This is a genomic window from Dyadobacter jejuensis, from assembly GCF_003149085.1.
In the GTDB taxonomy this organism is placed as follows: Bacteria; Bacteroidota; Bacteroidia; order Cytophagales; family Spirosomataceae; genus Dyadobacter; species Dyadobacter jejuensis.
Genome location: NZ_QGDT01000017.1, coordinates 84017 through 103177 on the forward strand (window position 1 = coordinate 84017; position 19161 = coordinate 103177).

At 46.2% G+C, this 19161-nt stretch carries 17 protein-coding genes; 3 read left to right on the top strand and 14 right to left on the bottom strand.

From position 1 onward, the window contains the following. Positions 1-18: 18 nt before the first annotated feature. Positions 19-855, bottom strand: a complete 837-nt coding sequence (locus CLV98_RS21230; protein WP_109677798.1) for an SMP-30/gluconolactonase/LRE family protein — start codon at positions 853-855, stop codon at positions 19-21. 139 nt (positions 856-994) lie between these two features. Further along, on the bottom strand, positions 995-2104 hold the full coding sequence (locus CLV98_RS21235; protein WP_109677800.1) for a Gfo/Idh/MocA family protein: 1110 nt from the start codon (positions 2102-2104) through the stop codon (positions 995-997). A 223-nt stretch (positions 2105-2327) separates the two neighbouring features. Between CLV98_RS21235 and CLV98_RS21240 the strand changes: the two genes are divergently transcribed. Together CLV98_RS21240 and CLV98_RS21245 are read left to right on the top strand one after the other, a co-directional pair. Further along, positions 2328-3272, top strand: coding sequence for a ring-cleaving dioxygenase (locus CLV98_RS21240; protein WP_109677802.1), 945 nt, complete (start codon positions 2328-2330; stop codon positions 3270-3272). A gap of 50 nt (positions 3273-3322) precedes the next feature. Next, the gene (locus CLV98_RS21245) at positions 3323-3952 is read left to right on the top strand and encodes an alpha/beta hydrolase (protein ID WP_109677804.1); all 630 of its coding nucleotides are present in this window, start codon (positions 3323-3325) and stop codon (positions 3950-3952) included. 497 nt (positions 3953-4449) lie between these two features. Here CLV98_RS21245 and CLV98_RS21250 read toward each other — a convergent pair whose 3' ends face one another. The 9 genes from CLV98_RS21250 to CLV98_RS21290 form a co-directional block, all read right to left on the bottom strand. Further along, a complete protein-coding gene (locus CLV98_RS21250; protein WP_109677806.1) occupies positions 4450-4836 on the bottom strand; it encodes a hypothetical protein in 387 nt (128 codons plus the stop codon). A 293-nt stretch (positions 4837-5129) separates the two neighbouring features. Further along, positions 5130-5516, bottom strand: a complete 387-nt coding sequence (locus tag CLV98_RS21255; protein ID WP_109677808.1) for a hypothetical protein — start codon at positions 5514-5516, stop codon at positions 5130-5132. A gap of 191 nt (positions 5517-5707) precedes the next feature. After that, positions 5708-6949 (bottom strand): MFS transporter, encoded by a 1242-nt coding sequence (locus CLV98_RS21260; protein WP_109677810.1) that lies wholly within the window; start codon positions 6947-6949, stop codon positions 5708-5710. A 95-nt stretch (positions 6950-7044) separates the two neighbouring features. Then, entirely contained in the window at positions 7045-7818 is a 774-nt protein-coding gene (locus CLV98_RS21265; RefSeq protein WP_109677811.1) for a 3-ketoacyl-ACP reductase, read from the bottom strand. 107 nt (positions 7819-7925) lie between these two features. Beyond that, on the bottom strand, positions 7926-9071 hold the full coding sequence (locus CLV98_RS21270) for a Gfo/Idh/MocA family protein (protein WP_109677813.1): 1146 nt from the start codon (positions 9069-9071) through the stop codon (positions 7926-7928). A 44-nt stretch (positions 9072-9115) separates the two neighbouring features. Then, on the bottom strand, positions 9116-9940 hold the full coding sequence (locus tag CLV98_RS21275; protein WP_109677815.1) for a sugar phosphate isomerase/epimerase family protein: 825 nt from the start codon (positions 9938-9940) through the stop codon (positions 9116-9118). 60 nt (positions 9941-10000) lie between these two features. Continuing rightward, complete coding sequence (locus CLV98_RS21280; protein WP_109677817.1) at positions 10001-11398, bottom strand: glycosyl hydrolase; 1398 nt, start codon at positions 11396-11398, stop codon at positions 10001-10003. 174 nt (positions 11399-11572) lie between these two features. Further along, a complete protein-coding gene (locus tag CLV98_RS21285; RefSeq protein WP_109677819.1) occupies positions 11573-12487 on the bottom strand; it encodes a helix-turn-helix domain-containing protein in 915 nt (304 codons plus the stop codon). Between the two features lie 22 nt (positions 12488-12509). Continuing rightward, positions 12510-13055, bottom strand: coding sequence for a DUF4126 domain-containing protein (locus CLV98_RS21290; protein ID WP_109677821.1), 546 nt, complete (start codon positions 13053-13055; stop codon positions 12510-12512). 244 nt (positions 13056-13299) lie between these two features. Between CLV98_RS21290 and CLV98_RS21295 the strand changes: the two genes are divergently transcribed. After that, on the top strand, positions 13300-15072 hold the full coding sequence (locus CLV98_RS21295) for an ABC transporter ATP-binding protein (RefSeq protein ID WP_109677823.1): 1773 nt from the start codon (positions 13300-13302) through the stop codon (positions 15070-15072). A 472-nt stretch (positions 15073-15544) separates the two neighbouring features. Here the strand turns inward: CLV98_RS21295 and CLV98_RS21300 are convergent, their stop codons facing one another. The 3 genes from CLV98_RS21300 to CLV98_RS21310 form a co-directional block, all read right to left on the bottom strand. After that, positions 15545-16888 (bottom strand): peroxiredoxin family protein, encoded by a 1344-nt coding sequence (locus tag CLV98_RS21300; protein ID WP_109677825.1) that lies wholly within the window; start codon positions 16886-16888, stop codon positions 15545-15547. A 109-nt stretch (positions 16889-16997) separates the two neighbouring features. Further along, the gene (locus CLV98_RS21305) at positions 16998-18305 is read right to left on the bottom strand and encodes a phage tail-like protein (protein ID WP_109677827.1); all 1308 of its coding nucleotides are present in this window, start codon (positions 18303-18305) and stop codon (positions 16998-17000) included. A 74-nt stretch (positions 18306-18379) separates the two neighbouring features. Then, a partial coding sequence (locus CLV98_RS21310) for a T9SS type A sorting domain-containing protein (RefSeq protein WP_109677829.1) occupies positions 18380-19161 on the bottom strand: 782 nt, incomplete at its 5' end.

Consider the following 19161-nt stretch of genomic DNA (forward strand, 5'->3'; position numbering starts at 1 on the left):
CCCAGCCGGGGAAATGAACTAGTTTCCTTTTACATTCATTTTTAATCCATAAACCGACTTTTGAGCGGTCATAAATAGCATATCGTTTTTCTTCCCTCCAAAACATATATTGGCCGTCCAGCCCTGGTGAACGGGGATATAGGCTATCTTATTGCCGGTTGGGTCGAATACAGTTACCCCATTGCCAGTCAAATAGAGGTTCCCTTTAGAGTCCAGGGTCATGCCGTCGGACCCCATCTCGGCAAATAGTTTTTTGTTGCTAATCTGGCCTTGCCCCGTAATATCGAAGACGTATGTCTTGCTGGCGCCAATATCGGCAACATAGAGCTTTTTGCCGTCGGCAGTACCCACAATGCCGTTTGGCTTGTTTAGCGCATCGGTCACCCGGGTGATGGTGCTCCTGTCGGGACTCAGGTAGTATACATGTTGTCCGTCTTGCTGCATAGCCGGATCTCGCTTCCAATAAGGGCGCTTGTACAGGGGGTCGGTAAAATAAATACCTCCTGCCGCATCCAACCACAGGTCATTGGGGCCGTTGAGGAGTTTTCCATCGTATTTTTCTCCTATAAGGGTGTGGTTTCCCTTTTTATCGAAAGACCAAAGTTGGTTTTCTTCGTCGGCACAGGTAATTAGTCGACCCTTTTTATCGAAATACATGCCGTTGGAGCGTCCCGACTTGTCTGAAAATGTGGTTATTTCACCCGTCTTGGCGTCCCAGCGAAGGATTTTGTCGTTGGGTTGATCCGTAAAAAAAACGTTTCCTTTTTTATCAGCCACCGGGCCTTCAGTAAAAGCATAGCCTCCACCTAACAACTCAACCTTCGCCCCGGGGGCTATGAGGTTGTTCTGGTCCATGATTTGCGCATTTGCGCTCAAACTGAAACATAAGCACGCGCATGCAGCGAGTCCTCTAACTGGTTTGAATATCGATATCATTTTGTATAATTATATAAAATACAGGACTGGCCCTGCCAGTCCGTAAAGGTGCTCTTCCTTATGAATTGATCATGATTTTCTGTCCTCCTTTCCGAATAGACTCATATACGGCATCTACCACGATCATATCTTTGAGGCCCTCTTCGCCCGTTACATTGGGATCGGGTTTGTTTTGAAGAATACAGGCGGCTATTCCATCCATTTGATAGGCCTGATGATTCACACTCGGCTGATTGATAGGCCCCAGGTGAGTCTTGCCCTTAATAGGTCCATAGCCAAATGCCGGTACCATTTCGGCCCAGCCCTTGGAGCCCATTAGGTGCAGCCGTTCGGAGTGGTTGAAATTATAAGTGCAACCGCAATTGGCAATAATGCCACTAGGAAAGCCTAGCTGAAAGGTGATGGTCTCGTCGACCTCCTTAAATTTGACAGGATCGGTTTTGCTCTCTTGGGCAGTTACCCATATAGGCTCTTCACCCGTGCAGTATCTTGCGGCATTTAGGGAGTAAACCCCTACGTCCATCATGGCTCCACCTCCGGCCAAGGCCTTTTTTAGCCTCCATTGGGTAGGGTCTCCGATGGTAAAACCCATATAGTTGTTGACATGCATGATTTTGCCAAACTCACCCGCTTCGCGCATGCGGATTACTTCCTGAGTATGTGGTTCAAAATGTAGCCTGTAGCCCACATAAAGTCTAACCCCAGCTTTTTTGCAGGCCTCGATCATCTCTCTGGCTTGTTGTGCATTGTCGGCCAGGGGTTTCTCACATATAATATGCTTGCCCGTCTTGGCTACTTCCAACACAAATTTGTGATGCAAGGAATTAGGGGTGATCACATACACCAAGTCGATTTCCGAATTATTGCGGATGTCCTCGATGTTCTCGTACGAATAGGTGTTTTTGTCTGGGATATCGTATTTCTTTTTCCAGGTATCTATTTTGGATGGAGTACCCGATATGAGACCAGTAATCTTCGCCATTTTACATTCTTGCATGCCCTTGGCAACAATATTGGCGTAGCCACCCAGACCAAGAAGGGCTACCCGCAGGGGCCGGTCTACTGGTACATCGCTGGTATGAGGGTCGGCCGCAAAGCTGTAGTCGGCCATCGAGCTAAGACCCAGCCCGAGAGCTAACTGTTGTAAAAACACACGACGTGCTTGCATAAGTATTAGTTTTTTGGTGAATGCATTTGCCCTTTAAAGTAAGGGAAGCTAATATTCTCCTTATAGTATAATCACTTGTGCCTTTTTTTGGTCTATTATTCCTTCTATCGGTCAGGGAAGAAGGCCCCATTAACTTAAAATTGTTTTTTAATTGGATAGGGAACTAAGTGATGCATTTATATGTTATTACATTAAATGTATAAACATATAAATACCGAAACTTATGAAAACGCTCATTAATGGATTGCACCATATCACAGCCATCGCGAGTGATGCCCAACGTAATGTTGATTTTTATGTAGGAGTATTGGGCTTAAGGTTGATCAAGAAAACGGTGAATTTCGATGCACCGGACGTATACCATTTATATTATGGGGACCGGGAAGGTACGCCAGGCTCTGTACTTACTTTTTTTCCTTATGCGGGTTTGCAGCGTGGACGTAAGGGTGGGGGGCAACTAACCTACACGGCATTTTCAATACCAAAGGCTTCATTGGCCTATTGGATGGACCGTTTGACTAGTTTTGGGATCCCTTATTCTAGTCCTTATAGTCGTTTTGACGAATCGTATTTACGGTTTGAAGATTATGACGGCATGGGAATAGAGCTTGTAGCCAATCAGAACGATTTACGTCCGGGATGGGACAACGGAAAAATACCCCTTGATTACTCAATCCGTGGTTTTTATACGGCTACGCTCAATGAGTTTTTTATAGACAAGACGATAGCGCTGCTCACCGATGTCATGCAACATAAATTAATAGCGGAAGAAACCGATTTATGGCGTTTTGAGGCCTTAAAAGGTGGGCCTGGAAACTATGTGGATGTTAAAAAGTCCTCAAAAGATGTGAGAGCACTCCAGGGAGCTGGCTCGGTACACCATATTGCCTTTTCTACCGATACGGATGAGACCCAACTCGAAATTCGAGAAAAATTATTGACGGCTGGTTTTCATCCGACGGAGGTGCTTGACCGGAATTATTTTCACAGTATCTACTACCGCGAACCGGGGGGGATTCTGTTTGAGATTGCCACCAACCCTCCAGGATTCACTGTAGATGAATCGTTGTCGGAACTAGGGACTGGCTTAAAACTTCCCGAATGGTACGAAGCAAGGCGTTCGGATATAGAAGCGGAGCTTCCCTCATTGGTAAGTGAAGCAAAATAAACGATCAATGGGTTAGGATAGGTTAAGATGAATTTTTAAAAGAAGAGCAGATGCAAACATTAAATGATATGGAATGGAGAGGGGCGCCCATCAATCAGGCCCCAAAAGTGATGATCATGGTGCATGGGCGAGGGGCGTCGGCAGAGAGTATTCTCGATCTTCATCGGTATTTCAATGATCCTGACCTGAGCTATGTGGCTCCACAGGCAGCGGGAGGGAGTTGGTACCCCTATAGTTTTATGGCGCCCATGGAGCAGAATGAACCTGGTTTGTCTACCGGGTTGAATACTCTGGCCGGCATGGTAGCAGAACTAAAGCAGCAATATGGGATAGGTGCCGAGTCGATATACTTACTTGGGTTTTCGCAAGGGGCTTGTTTGGTGCTTGAATATGCGGCCCGAAATGCACAACGCTATGTCGGGGTATTGGCCCTGAGTGGTGGGCTGATTGGGCCCGAGGGGACCGACCGAAACTATGCCGGGGATTTTGGCCAGACACCCATCCTGATAGGGTGCAGTGATGTGGATAGCCATATTCCCAAGGCCCGGGTGTTGGAATCGGGGGAGGTGTTAAAAGCCATGGGAGCGGATACCACCGTGCAGCTCTATAAAAACTTCGGCCATAGTGTTCACCAAAATGAAATAACTTATATCAACGATTTGTTGAAGGTTACCCGATGATGCTGCCGCTGGAATTGTTTCTTGGATTCATTTCCAGTATCGGTTTTAATATCCAATTATATTCGCCACGCTGTGGCTTGTATTTTAGGGTTAAAGGGTGGGGGATTTTGAATTAATTTTATTGATAGGCAGACATATGTTATTGTTTTTCTGCAGCTCGGGAGGAGCGAAATATTACTAGCATCGATTGTTGTGTATTTAGAGCTCCAGAGGAACGGCATATCTTATCATTTAATATGCCGCTCCTCCGGAGCTCAATTTTGGAACTGCCATATTGTTTCTATTCATATGTCGCCACGCTGTGGCTTGTATTTTAGGGTTAAAGGGGATTCTTCTGAATCAATTTTAATGATAAGCAGACATATATTTTTGTTTTTCTGCAGCTCCGGAGGAGCGAAATATTAATAGCATCGATTGTTGAATAAACCTCCCTATATCCCCATAAGCAAGAAAGCCTACTCCAAGGAATAGGCTTTCTTATTATATTTGGGTGCAAGTTATAGTTCCATTTTAACGGTTCGTTGAGGTACCTCTTCTGACAGTTCGAAGGTCTTGGTTTGGCGCACCCCGTTACTGATGATGTCGATGTCGTAGGTGCCACATGGTAGTTCCTTCAGGTTAAGGGTTCTGCCAAATTTGGTATGCTTCTTCGAAATCGTCTCGCGGTATACAACCGTTCCGCGGTAATCTCTTACTAGCAAATGGGTGGGGTACTCAGCACCGGCTTTGTCGACCATTACATTAATCTTTCCTTCTACGGTCGTGTAAATGCCAGTTCCGAAGCTAGCGGCTTTTTTAGTTCCCTTGTCTTTGGCTACTCCTGAAAGAGTGGCGGTAAGGATGATCGCTAATGCAATGGCGATGGTTTTGATTGAGTTTTTCATGGCTAATGTGATTGTAGGTGATTGTTGTTTAAAGAACGTTACAAATATATGTGTTATAAAAGGTACTATGTATAACAAAGTATATAAAAGGTTCGATTCGCTGGATGAATGGTAATCAAATAGTTAGGTGAGGTTTTTGCTTATAGATGACCCTCGTAAAGCGTCCAGCGGGTCTTGTCAGAATTTCAATCTAAAGATGTTTGGAAGGCTCTCGGCGTTGCACAAGCTGCATAAAATATTTTTGGTTTTTCAGAATTAGTTTCTGCACGGAGGGGACCCTAGGCAAGGGTTGGTTAGTTTATCAGGCTAATAACGGGGTGCTTAGAGCTCGATTTTATTTCGAAAGTATGGTTTTTTGTTATGCCTTTGCTTGAAATTTCGATTTGGTACGATCCCATTTCTAGTTCACTCAGATTTAGCGTTTTGCCAAACCTGTCATAGGATTTCTTAATGGTTTCACGGTAAAGGATAGCCCCCTCGTCATTTTTCAGGAGTAGGTGCGTGGGAGCTTCTGTAAGCTGCTTTTCCACCATTATTTTTACTTTACCATCGAGGGTGGTATAGATTCCCGACTCCAACCGAGAGGAACGTTTTGACTCCTTATCTAAAGCGAAACTAGAAAGAGAAGTGGTGGCAACAAGGGCCAAAAATAATGCGGTGGTTTTGAATGACTGTTTCATGGCTAATGGATGTTCTATGTGTTCGTTTGAATGATTAACGTTACAAATATAAGGGCTATGTAAGGTACTATGCATTACAAAGTACATGAATGGTAAAAACTTTTGGTTGAATGGTTATGGGTAAATACAGAACAAAAAAAGCCACCCGAATGGGTGGCTCTCGTTCATATAGGTTAATTATGTTAGGGGTATTAATCTTTTTCTACGTAGTTCATGTCCTTGGTAAAGGTCTCTTCTAGGTAGAACAGGGCGATTACGGCGACGGCACTAGTACCGAGTCCAATAAACAGAGCACTCTGGAGGACGCCAAGGTCGGGCTTGAAATACACAAACATGGCCGCCAATGGGATAGTAGCCCCTCTCACGAAGTTGGGGACTGTGGTAGCCACGGTGGCTCGTAGATTGGTGCCGAAGAGTTCTGCCGCAATGGTAATGAATAGCGTCCAGTACCCGTTACAGAATCCTAATAAGGCGCAGAATACATAGAATGCATAAGGCGTTTCCATCGGGAAGGTAAGGTAGCCCGCCATCATCAGTAGGGACATGCCTATAAATAGGATGATTACTTTCTTACGACTCTTCAAATATTGACTCAAGAGACCGCTGCCTATATCACCGAATACCTGTCCGGTAAAGGCGAGCATTACGGCTTTGCCGGCATCGATGCCCACGAGACCCTTTGCGGCGCCTATTTCGGGAGAGAAGGTGATCAGAATACCCACTACGAACCAGATCGGCAAGCCGATGAGTATGGCCATGAGGTATTTACTCAAGCGCTTGGCGCTGGTGAGGATCATCATGACATTTCCGCGGTCGACGGTATTGGACTTTACATGTTGGAACATTCCCGACTCAAATACGTTGAATCGGAGCACGAGAAGCAACAAGCCCATCCCTCCGCCTACGAAATAGGAGATGCGCCATGCGAACATATCGGCGACGAAATAGGCCAAAATAGCACCTAATACGCCTAAAGTCGCCACCAGGGTGGTCCCATACCCTCTAATTTCCTTGGGGAGTACTTCGGTAACTAGGGTGATGCCGGCTCCTAGCTCTCCGGCCAAGCCCACCCCTGCTATAAAGCGCAGGATGGTGTATTGCTCCATATTGGTGACGAAGCCGTTGCCAATATTGGCAAGGGAATACATGATAATGGAACCGAATAATACGGATAGACGCCCCTTTTTATCGGCAATGACTCCCCAAAGCACCCCACCGATTAGCATTCCGGCCATCTGGCTGTTCAACAAGGTGATGCCATTGGTAAGCAACTGCTCATCGGCTACACCGATATCTCTTAGGCTGGGAACACGCACGACACTAAATAGAAACAAGTCGTACATGTCGACCAAGTAACCCAAGGCGGCTACTATGACGGGTACCTGCAATAATTGAGGAAGCAGGGGTTTGCGCATTTCGGGAGTTTGTGACATAATTGGGTTTAGCTTTAGACTGTCGGCCCCACAGGACCATCAGCGAAATAGGTTTTCAATGTTTTAACATTCCATTCGTCAACAACCGCTAGTGACTAAAGTCGGTCGATGAGCATACCTCCATCCACCATAATCACCTGGCCGGTAGAGTAAGGGAAGTCGCCGCGGGTTAAGGAGGCTACGGCCTTGCCAACATCGTCGGGGGTGCCCCAGCGAGGCTGTAAGGCCATGCCGTTAGCAAACATGCCATCATATTTTTCCTGAACCTTGGAGGTCATATCAGTCGTGATTACGCCCGGACGGATCTCATAAACGGGAATACCGAAGTCGGCCATTCTTACTGCAAATAATTGGGTGGTCATGGCCAGTCCAGCTTTGGAGACACAATATTCGCCTCGGTTGATGGACGTAACGGTGGCCGATACAGAAGTGACAAATACGATGCTTGCTGTGAGGTCCGCATCGTTTTGTTTGTCAGCGGCCATGCGCTTGGCAATAGCCTGTGTTAGGAAGAATGGGCCTTCCAGATTGGTGCTGAGCACTTCCCGGTAATTTTCGGGGGTGGTGTCGAGTAAGTCCAACCGTTGCCTAGGGGCGATGCCCGCATTATTGACCAACACATTGAGCTTAGAAAGGCCTTGATAGGCCGTTTCGATGATTTGGGCACGATCTTCGGAAATGGCGATATTGCCCTGGCAGTATACCACTTTGGCGCCAAGCGACCTTAGTTCTTCTAGGGCTTCTTGGGCATTTTCTTCGGGGCGAACCCCATTGATGGCCAAGTCATAATTTTCCTTTGCCATAGCCTTAGCTATGCCGAAACCGATGCCTCGGGTACCACCCGTTATTAGTGCTGTTTTCTTTGACATAAAATTGAGAAAATTTAGGCAGCCATGCCCTCCTTTCTGTGAAGAGGGTGGGCATGGATATTATAGGAAGGCTGGGGCATGGCCCCAGCCCTAAAATGAGTGGTTGGCTATAGCTCTTCTATTGGAACCCATTGGCGTTTCTCCCAACTTTCGATTCCTTTTTCGGCCAACTGAACACCACGTGCACCCGCCTTGAGGTCCCATGGGAAGGGCTCATCTTTAACGATGTGTTTTAAGAAAAGCTCCCATTGTGCTTTAAAGGCGTTATCATGATTTTCTTGTTCTGGCACTTTGGACCAGCCCTCAAAAAATGGAATGGGCTGAGGGATATCGGGGTTCCAAACGGGCTTGGGGGTATTGCCATAATGTTGGATATAGCAGTCACGAAGACCTGCTACGGCCGATCCGTGCGTGCCGTCCACTTGTAAGGTAAGCAAGTCGTCGCGGCGTACCCGTACGGTCCATGAGCTGTTGAACTGGGCGATGACGTCGCCTTCTAGTTCGAAAGTAGCATAACAAGCGTCGTCGGCAGTACAATGATAAGGCTTTCCGTTTTCGTCAATTCTTTCGGGAATATGGGTGGCTCCAAGGCAGGATACGGCCTTAACCTTACCAAAGAGATTGTCGAGTACATAGCGCCAGTGACAAAGCATGTCTACGATAATGCCCCCGTCGTCTTCTTTACGGTAGTTCCACGAAGGGCGTTGAGCTGGAATGCTGGTTCCTTCGAATACCCAATAGCCAAACTCTCCTCTAACAGAAAGGATCTTTCCGAAGAAACCACTTTCCATCAACCTTTTCAGTTTCATCATGCCCGGTAGCCATAATTTGTCCTGTACCACGCCGTTTTTGAGGCCCGCTTTAGTGGCAAGTTCATAGAGTTCCAGCGCCTCTTCGGTGGTGGTTCCAGTGGGCTTTTCGCAATAGATGTGCTTGCCGGCCAGTATGGCCTTTTTGATGGCCGCCGCACGACGTCCCGTTACCTGGGCGTCGAAATACACCTGATAGGACGGATCGGCCAGTACGCTGTCGAGGTCGGTGGTGAACTTTTTGATGCTCGTCTGGTTGCATAGGGCTTCCAGCTTGGTGGCATTACGGCCTACCAGTATCGGGTCGGGCATGATCACCTCATCGGCGGAGATTTTAACTCCTCCTTGTTCGATGATGGCATTAATAGAGCGTAAAAGGTGTTGGTTCGTTCCCATCCGGCCCGTTACGCCGTTCATAATTATGCCTACGGTATGTGTCTTCATTGTATTTTGGTTAAAATGTTTTCGGTGACTCATTAATTTTGGTGCTATACCTTCGCTACGAAGGCATCGGTAATTTCCTTTAGAAAGACATGTTGATCCTTTGCCCAGTGGATATCGGAGAATATCTCTACTTCGCAGTACCCCTTGAAACCGGCTGCTTCCACCCATCCTCTTATTTTACGGAGGTCTATACAGCCCTCACCCATGAGTCCACGGTCGTTGAGCAAGTCGAGGGTGTTGACCTTCCAGTCGCATACATGGTAGGCCAGCAGGTTATTATGGGCACCACAGCGGGCTATTTCTTTTTCTAGATCGGGATCCCACCACAGGTGATACACATCCACGGCCACACCCACATAGGGGGAGTGCAAAGATTCGGCTAGGTCGTTGGCCTGTCCGAGGGTATTGATCGCAGAACGGTCGGCGGCATACATAGGATGTAAGGGTTCGATGGCCAGCTTCACATTGAGTTTTTCGGCCAAGGGTAGTATCGCTTCTATTCCCTCCTTGATTTGTTGCCGGGAAACTTCCAAAGGCTGATCGGGCGAGGCGCCACAGACCAGCACGATCATGGGGGCACCCAAAGCGGCGGCTTCTTCTAGGAGTTTTTTGTTTTGGTCGATGGCCTTAGCCCTACCTGCGCTGCTGGTATGGGGGAAAAAACCGCCCCGCACGTAGGAGACGATGTCGAGTCCGGCTCCCCGGATTATTTCACCGGCCTTATGTGGCCCTATTCCTTCTATGGCGTTTTGCCAGACGCTGATTCCCTTGACGCCGGCGGCCATGTAGTTGTCTACGGCCTGGTCCAAGGCCCAGGCTTTGGTAGTGATGGTATGGACGCAACAGCGATCCAAAGAAATTTTGTCCATGATAATATCGATCTTATTTCAGATTCCAGGGGGATATTCCCCTAGAATCTGACGGGTTAATTATACGAGTGCAGGTGATTTTACGGCTCCTAGATAGCTATAATAGGGAGCACCCTTGTTGATGCGGTGCAGGTATAGGGCCAGTTCTCGGGCGTGGTAGTCGCCCCACATACTCGACTCGCCACATGGTACCTTTTGTCCTTCAGGCGTATGATCCCATCCATTGGGGTGGTGGTATATCGAGTGGAGGATCAGTCCTTGGTGGGTTGGGTCGGTAGACAGGTAGGGCTCGGCAAAGAGGCTGTCAGCGGCAGTGATGCCCGCTTGCCAGTACTTTTGGCCCGCTTCTGTATCTTGGCCTGTCATCAGATATTTTCCGAGGCGCAACAAGCCCTGGGCGCCGATAGCGGCAGCCGAACTGTCGATAGGTTCGTAGGCATTATAAGGGTCGGAAGCACGCTCCTGGTAGTCGCCGAGCTTATGTATGTTCGGTGCGCCAGTATCCCAATAGGGGATTCCGTCGGCGGCGGTGTTGTCAATATAAAAGTCGCAGGTGGCTTTGGCTGCCTTGAGATAAATACGCTCCAGTTTCGCGCGTCCTCCCATTGGGGCTAGTTCTTCGTCGCTGAAGGAAGCAAGAGATTCCAGCTGTTCGGCAAATCCCAGCATGGCCCAAGCCAATCCTCTGGTCCAGGTAGTAAAGCCCGAGAATCCTTGTTGAGAGTTGGGGCAGCGGTAGTTGCCATCGTTGGTGTTAAACACACTTTCGTGGGCCGTCCGTCCCCATAAATCGTAGCTGTCGCGGCCTTCACCATAATACACCGAATATTCGGCAGTGGCTAGGGCGTGCAAGGTGCCCCGTTTTAACAGACTAGTTTTCAGGTCATTTTCGCCCATATGGCTATGGCCCAAAAGGTGAGAAACCATCAGGGCGCGTACTGAGCGTATGGTATCTACGAAAAGGGAGTGGGGGCCATTGAAGGAATGGATAAACCCTTGACCATTTTTGATGTCGGTCCAGCGGTCGGCTTGTACCGATCCCGATACTTTTAGGGCCACTTCATAGAAGTTTCGTTCCCACTCATTTTCGGGGATCCGACCTTCGTTCATCAGCCTGAGTAAGTTGCCATAGGTACTCACGTTATTGAAGCCATGGTCGTGAACTCCGAAATGGCTCAGGTGCGAAGGCATCTTGTCTACCGTATGCTTCCTAGCACTTTCTAGGAATGCGGGGTCGTCGCTCACGTCGTATTGGATTACCTCGGCGCCATACTGGAAACCCTGGGTCCATTCGGTCCAGCCTCTAAGGGTATATTTCCCTTCTACCGTGAATACCGGAGTGCCTTTGGAGGCGTCGTACTCTTTGTTGATCAAATTGATCTTCTGCGCAGAAAGATCCCAAAGTCGGTCGAGCTTGGGTTGTAAAGATTGGGCGGTGAGATCGGTACGGATTTTCATAAATCTTGTATGTAACAGTTAAGGATGAAAAGGCCCCATTTGGGTTTGTCGGCGGGATACAACAGAAATGAATGGTATCCTACTCGAAACGCAATGGTAGTAATAAGTCCTTTTATTATTGTACAATACAAAGTTATGGGGCTACAATCCCGATGGCAAGGTACATTTTAGATATTAAATGGTACTTTTCCGAACAAGTTCGCGGTACTCGTTGGGCGTGAGTCCCGATTTTTTTTTGAAGATGCGGCTAAAGTAGGAGGGGTCGTCCATCTGAATATGGTAGGCGATCTCTTTGCTGCTAAGTCTGGTGAACACCAGGAGCCGCTTGGCCTCTAGCAAGAGTTTCTCTAGGATGTATTCTTGGGCCGAAATTCCCAGGAATTTTTTGACGAGTTTACTCAGGTAGTCGGGGGTCACCGACAGCTCCAAGGCATAGCGCTGTACTTCGTGCCATTGAAGGAAATTTTTTTCAACCAGTTCCTGAAATTTACCTACCAACTCTGGGGTGATTTTGCTGCCTGCCTGCGCCGTATTTGGGCGTTGCATCACGATACTGCCACATTTTTGTAGTACCAGCCCTAGGTAGCGCCCTATTAGGGACTGGTCGGGATGGGTAGCGAGATGTTCGGTGACCATATTGGCCATTAAGTTATGGAAATAATCGCGTTCGGCTTCTGTCAAATGGATAATAGGTTGCCGGCGAGTAGGTTGGAAGAAAGGGAGCTGGGCTATGGAAACATTGCCTGGGTTATAAAAGGTGTAAAAGTCTTCAGAAAACGCCAATATGTATCCCTTGCAGGGTATACTGGCGTTAAGTAGATGCACCTGTCCGGGAGTTAAGAAATGAAGTCCTGTACCCTGGATAGAGTAGGAGTGGAAATCGATCTCATGAAAGCCTTCTCCTTCCTCAATAAATAACATTTCGTAGTAGCTATGCCGATGTGGCGTATCGGTAGGCAAAGGGGTAATGGGCAAGGCTACTGGCGATTCTTGATGAATTCCCTGGCTGTTTTTAAAGCGATAGATCCGAAAGGCCGGAATAGTATCTGGCGACTTAGGAAGGGTATGTAAGGGGATATTTTGAGCCATGGGTACATCTCTGTGGTTGGTGTTACGACTTTAGTAACCTTTTTAAAAGCATATAGATCAGAAAAACTACCAATATTAATGCAGTTATTGGCAGAAAAATGGCCAGAGAAGATAATCCAATAGATGCTATATTTTCGGAGGTAGATACCACCGGGTTGCCCAAACCGGCTGTAGCCTTGCTGGAGAATAGCCGTAAAAGTCCTGTGCCGGTATGTACGAGGCCAGCCGTGCCCCCGCCCACTATTAGGCCCATACCCCAGAGGAGTACGGGGTTGTCGATTTCAATAAAACTGGTGCTGAGTAAGGTGCCCCCGATCACCGCAGCTGGGGCGGCGACGGTGTCGAGCAGATTATCGACGAAAGGAATGTAATATCCGGCGATTTCGGCCACTGAGGCCGTGAGTAGGGTGAAAAAGGCGGGCCAACTTCCCAGCCATTCGAACTGTTCCCCCGGGCTGATCCAGCCATTCATGGTGGCAATATTGGCCAGGAGCATGGGTAAAAATATCCTGAAGCCTGTGCTGGCGCTAAGGCCTATTCCGAGGCAGATGCTTAAAAATAATTCCATATCTAGTGAGGTTAATGGTCGTTCCGATTGATTGGGCTGCTGTCGTTACGGGGCTTACTCGTGGAGCAAGGATACCCATTGATGATAGAATATAGTACTTTTTGCGATGATTTTCCCCTTTCAAACGTTAGCACTACGAAGTTGCTAGAATGTTGGGGAGGATTCGGGATCAATATCGTAATTTTAGCCCCTCGTAATATATCATGCAGTTACCATTATTTGAAATATAAAAGTAGTTTATACAGTGAATCAGGAAACTAAAAGCGGTCAGATTTTCGATGTGCTCACCTTAAAACGTTTGTACGCTTTCGTTCGACCTTACCAAAAACAATTTTATTTGTTAATTGGTATCATCCTGCTCAATGCCCTGCTAGCGCCACTAATGCCCTTGCTGATCAAATACACCATTGATACGCCCATAGCACAAGGGAATTACCAGCAGCTTACCTGGATGTTGGTGCTCATGGTCGTAGTGATTATCTTACAAGGTTGTGCCCAGTTTTTTAATACTTATATGTCGGGTTGGTTGGGGCAGTATATTATTCGGGATATTCGGGTGCAACTGTACCAGAAAATTATAAATCTTCGGCTTAAGTTTTTCGATAATACACCCATTGGTCGGCTCGTTACCCGGACCATCTCCGACGTGGAGACCCTGTCCAACGTATTTAGCGACGGTATGGCAGCCATTGCAGGCGATATCTTGCAACTGGTGCTGATTATCGGCGTTATGTTTTATACGGACTGGCGGCTGTCGCTCATCAGCCTGTCGATGATCCCACTCATGCTGTTTGCTACGTATGTTTTCAAAGAAAAAATTAAGGATTCATTTAATGAAGTTCGGGCGGCAGTGGCCAACCTCAACTCCTTCGTTCAGGAGCATATTACCGGTATGAGCATCGTTCAGATCTTTAGCAGTGAAGACAATGAATTTCAGAAATTCAAGGAGATCAATAAGATCCATCGGAATGCCAATATCCGATCCATTCTTTACTATTCTATTTATTTCCCGGTAGCCGATGTGATCTCGGCCGCCGGCACGGGTTTGGTGGTTTGGTATGGTTCTAAGCAGATCCTCAGTGCCGATGTGTCCTTTGGTACGGTTACGGCCTTTGTGATGTTTATAAATTTGTTTTTTAGGCCTATCCGCCAATTGGCCGACCGTATCAATACCCTTCAAATGGGGATTGTGAGTACCGATCGTATCCTGAAGCTCTTAGATAGTGAGGAGTATACCAGCAATGAAGGTACCCATGCCCCCGATATTATCCGGGGAAAGGTATCGTTTCGGGATGTATGGTTCGCCTATATCGATGAGGAGTGGGTATTGAAGGATATCAATTTCGAAGTTGGGGAGGGGCAGACTATCGCCTTCGTGGGGGCTACAGGAGCTGGGAAGTCGTCGGTAATCAATTTGCTTAGCCGGCTGTACGATATCAACAAAGGTGATATACAGATCGACGGAGTATCGGTGCAGGACTACGATCTTACCGCTTTACGCAAAAATATCGGCGTGGTTCTTCAGGACGTATTTCTATTTTCGGACACCATCGAGAACAACATCCGCCTGGGCGACGATAGCATCACCCACGAAAAAATAGTGGAGGCCGCTAAGCTGGTGGGCGTTCACGACTTTATTGAGCGGCTCCCTGGGGGCTATGCCTACAACGTCATGGAGCGAGGCGCCACCCTGTCGGTGGGGCAGCGACAGTTAATTTCCTTCGTGAGGGCCATGGTCCACGAGCCCAAAATCATCGTCTTAGATGAGGCTACCTCGTCGGTAGATACCGAAACGGAGCAGCTGATCCAGAAAGCCATTGAAAAATTGATGGTGGGGCGTACCGCCATCGTGATCGCCCACCGGTTGTCGACCATCCAAGAGGCCGACCAGATTATTGTCCTCGATAAGGGCCGAATTATGGAAGTAGGGAATCACGAGCAGCTTTTAGAGAAACAAGGTTTTTACGCTAATCTCTACCAAATGCAGTACAAAGAGGTGTTGAATGTTAGGGGTTAGGCGTTAGGTAATAGGCGGTAGGTTAAAGGCGGCCGTCGTGCGGTTAAATGGGGCGGCCGTGCGGTTAAAGTTCTTGCGCGTAAAACGGATGGTTGACCATCTCATAAGCAAGAAAACAAATAGTTATTTAGAAAATGTAACTGCTGTAAAATCGGTAATCTGCCTTGGGTAGGGGTATTCGACCAGTGTAGACCGCCAAATTTTTACATCGGCAATAGCCAAAATACCTTTTTCCCGTCTCGCTAATGGGTTGTTTTTGGGATTTAATGCTCTATTTACAAATAATGAGCCAAAAGCTTCATAAAACTAAGCCACAAAAAAAGAGGTAGGATCATTCAGAACCTAAAACCTGTATATAAATAAAAACCTAAAACTGAAAACCGAATATGGATAACTCGTAAATAGTGGATTAATACCCGCAACCTTTAACCGCGAGTCGGTCGCATACAACCTAAAATTTACAACCTAATACCTACTTCATCCAACTCAAAAGCTCTTGAGTGGTGGTTATTTTTTTAACGATATAACCATTGCCATTCAAAACATACATGGTGGGTGTACCAATTACTGCAAAGTTTTTAAAATTGACTCCGTCAAAGCCTTCTAAATCACAAAACCTTTCTGTCCACGGAAATTGGTTAGCCGTGTTTTTGTAAATCTGTTCGTCAGTATCGGCAGAGATGGATATAATTTTAAGTCCTTTAGCTTCTAAATCGTTATAATTTTTCAAAAGGCTTTCAATGGTCTGTTCACAAGGGCCGCAACCGGATTGGTAGAAAAGCAATAAGGTGTATTTGGACTTTACACTGGAATAGTGGCTATCCTTATTTCTTTCCAAGGCTACGTTTTTGGTAATTACGAGGGCAGGTGCTTTTCCTGTGAGGTCTTGCTGATAGAGATTCAAAACCCCATCATAGTTCAGCAATCGTTTGGAATTTTTAATTTCGGGTACCAAGCCAAACAAGACATCGTCTTTGCCGACAGCGGTAAGTTCTCTGGTTAAGTTGGTTACAAAATCGGTATATATCTTATCGTTTGGCAAACGTTTTAAGATGGTTTGGGCATCTTTAAATAATTGTTCATCGTTTTTTAATACTGCAGCGTTCAATTGCACCCAAGCATTGATAATTCCGCCCCAATGGTGAGATGTGTATAGTGCAGCAAAATCTAAATCATTCACAATAAAATTATTGATGTTCTTGGCTTTTTCTATTTCGTCCAAAGTGATGATTGATCCAATTCCCATTGTTGCATTCACGATCTGTCTAAACTTGGCTGCATAAAGTGGTGATTGGGCTAGATCTTTACTCAAAGCCACATATTGTGTTTTTATACTGCTGTATTCCTTATCGGCTGCGATGTGCAACTGATTGTTTTTATCATAAGCCCTAAGCGTGGCTAGCATGGCATCATGTTTTTGAAACAAGACTGCTTGTTTTTGATAATTGGCGAGGAGAAACACATTTTCGGGAGTGTTTTTATAGATAATATTCTCTGTGCTGGGTACAGAATCTAAACAAGTAACCGAGAAGTTTTCTTTATTGATTATAAAATCTAAGCCACCGCCTGTTTGGCTATTGGTCAATAGCCATTGTGCCATTCCTGTGTAGCCTTTGTGTTCCTCGGGAACTACCAATTGTACCTTGCCGTCCTTAGGAATAGTCCCTTTTTGTAGGGTTATGGTATGGTCGCCTTGGAAAATGGTAAATTCATAGGTTTTATGGGCAAAAGCAGGAAATTCTATCTGAATATTTTGTGCCAATGCCATTGGGCTAAAAAATACCATGAGGAAAAGAGAGAGGATTGTTTTTTTCATTTTAGGTTGAAATGCTATTAATAATAAAAAAAACCGCCACCAATGTTTCCATTTCTGTGGCAGTTTGTATGATGATTTATGTAAGAATCACATAAATTGCCTGAAGGATTTATTCCGCTACGCAACGGATATTTCCCCCTATAACTTTAGTACCAGTAACTCCAGCAATTGAGCTTAGATTATAAACTTGAAGTAAATACGAACCTAATTCAGAGCTACTTCCTGATTCCCAATATAGACCAAAAGTTCCACGACCGGATAAGGCACCATCGTTATTATCACGATAACCACCCACTATAAAAGATACATTTTTTGAAGAAGCATTATGACCATGATGAACAATTGCACTATAATTAGTATTAGATTCTACAAAAGATCCTGTTTGAGTTCTGAAACTATTTCTAAGAAAATTCTGGATTACATCACGGGAGGGCACTCTATAGCCAGAAGGGCATGGATCGGTAGCTGTTTTTATATCATCTTGCCAGGCATCTGTAGCAGGAACAGTTGTATTCCAACCTGAAATTGCTGCAGCGGATGTTGTTCCTGTTGCCACTACTGCACTTCTACCCCACTGATAATAATTTCCTATTAAACCCTGAACTGGTACATTTGGATCTAATGAAGTCGTTGCACCTAAATTATGACACATAAACTCAAGTTTTGTTAAATTATCCAATAGACCATCACATTTCATACAATCCATAACTTCGATAGGTAGTGTTATTTGTTTGTCGGTTCCACCTCCGTTAGACGCATCATTATAGGTTACTATCAAGGAGGCTTTAAGTGTTGTTGCTTTGGTTGTTCCTGCCGCTAATGTATTTAAGTTCGGATTGTAATTTACAGTTGCAATTACTGGGGTACTGATGTTTTGCACTAATCTGTCACCACTTACACTATTGATCACCATGCCGTTATTATTAATAAAAGTAAATCGCACATTACTTACTAAACCAGTTGGCGTGAAAGTGTATTGTTGAGTATTGACTGATGCCAAGGTAAAATCGCTTTTATTAGGCGTTCTAGCACTTGAAACCCCACAACTGGCATTAAAATTACCTTGTGCAACATCAAATGTTGATCTACCGGTAAAGGATTTAGTAGTAGGATGACCACCAGTTTTATCACTAGGTCCACCAGAGATAACGCCTCCAGAAGTCGCAAAACAAGGACTCCAAGTTCCATCTTGGTAAGCTCTAACGCATTGACTTGAGATGTCATAAATAATCATCCCATCCACTGGTGTGGCAATGGCAGTGGTATTGGCTACTCTTGTAACGAGTAATGCTTTGTTGGTACTTTCCAGTTCCAGTATACTGGAGGCTCCTATGGTTGTAGGATTATCTCCAATTTTTACTTGAGCGAAACCCAGGCTGCTCAAAAAGATGAAAGCTAGTAAAAGAATATTTTTCATGTTTTTTATTGTTTTGATTGAATGGTTTGAGTAATAGTTGGTATAGAGAAAATTTGTTTTTGGTTTTTGTGCATTTAGCGTTTCACGAGCTTTTGAGTGCTGCTAATTGTCTTTCCGTTGGCGTCGCGTAGTCTTACGAAATAGATGCCACTACTGAGTGCTGCCGCGCCAAAGCTGGTGGTTCCTGGTCCATCTATCTGTAGGCTTTGGCCTATCAGCTGCTGTCCTAAAAGATTGATGACCGAAAGCTGTGCATTTCCTTTGTATTGGGTCACATAATCGACCTTCACCAGTTGGTGTGCACCTGTGAGGGGGTTGGGGTAAACGCTAATGGTAGCGTCGGGCTCTCCACAGGTGGTGGTTAAGCTTTGCAGGGTGCTGTAGGCAAAGGTGTTATCCTGATCTACCATTTTAAGGCGGTAATAGCTCGTTCCCAGAGGCTGGGTGGTGCTATAGGTATAGGTATTTCCGCTGCCTTCTATCTGAGAGGAACGTACCTGATCAAGCTTGGTGAAATGCAGGGCGTCTTGGCTCTGTTCTACCTCAAAATGGTGTAGGTTAATCTCCCCGGTGGTTTCCCAGGCCAGAGTTACCTTACAGTCGGTTACGGAGGCTGTAAAGCTGATAAGCTCCACGGGTAGGGGAGTTTCTATAGTCCCAATACCCAGGGCGGTTATGCCGTTGGGTACGGTTCCGGAAAGTTGGCTGTCTTCCGTGTTGGCTGCTGCTGAGGGGGCCCCACTCAAATCGACCCATGCACTGCCATTCCATCCCACCAGCCGTAGGTTACTGGCTGTGGCAAAGGTAGTCATGTCGGGGATGGATACGGCTACGGCGACACTGGCCTCTGCCCCTG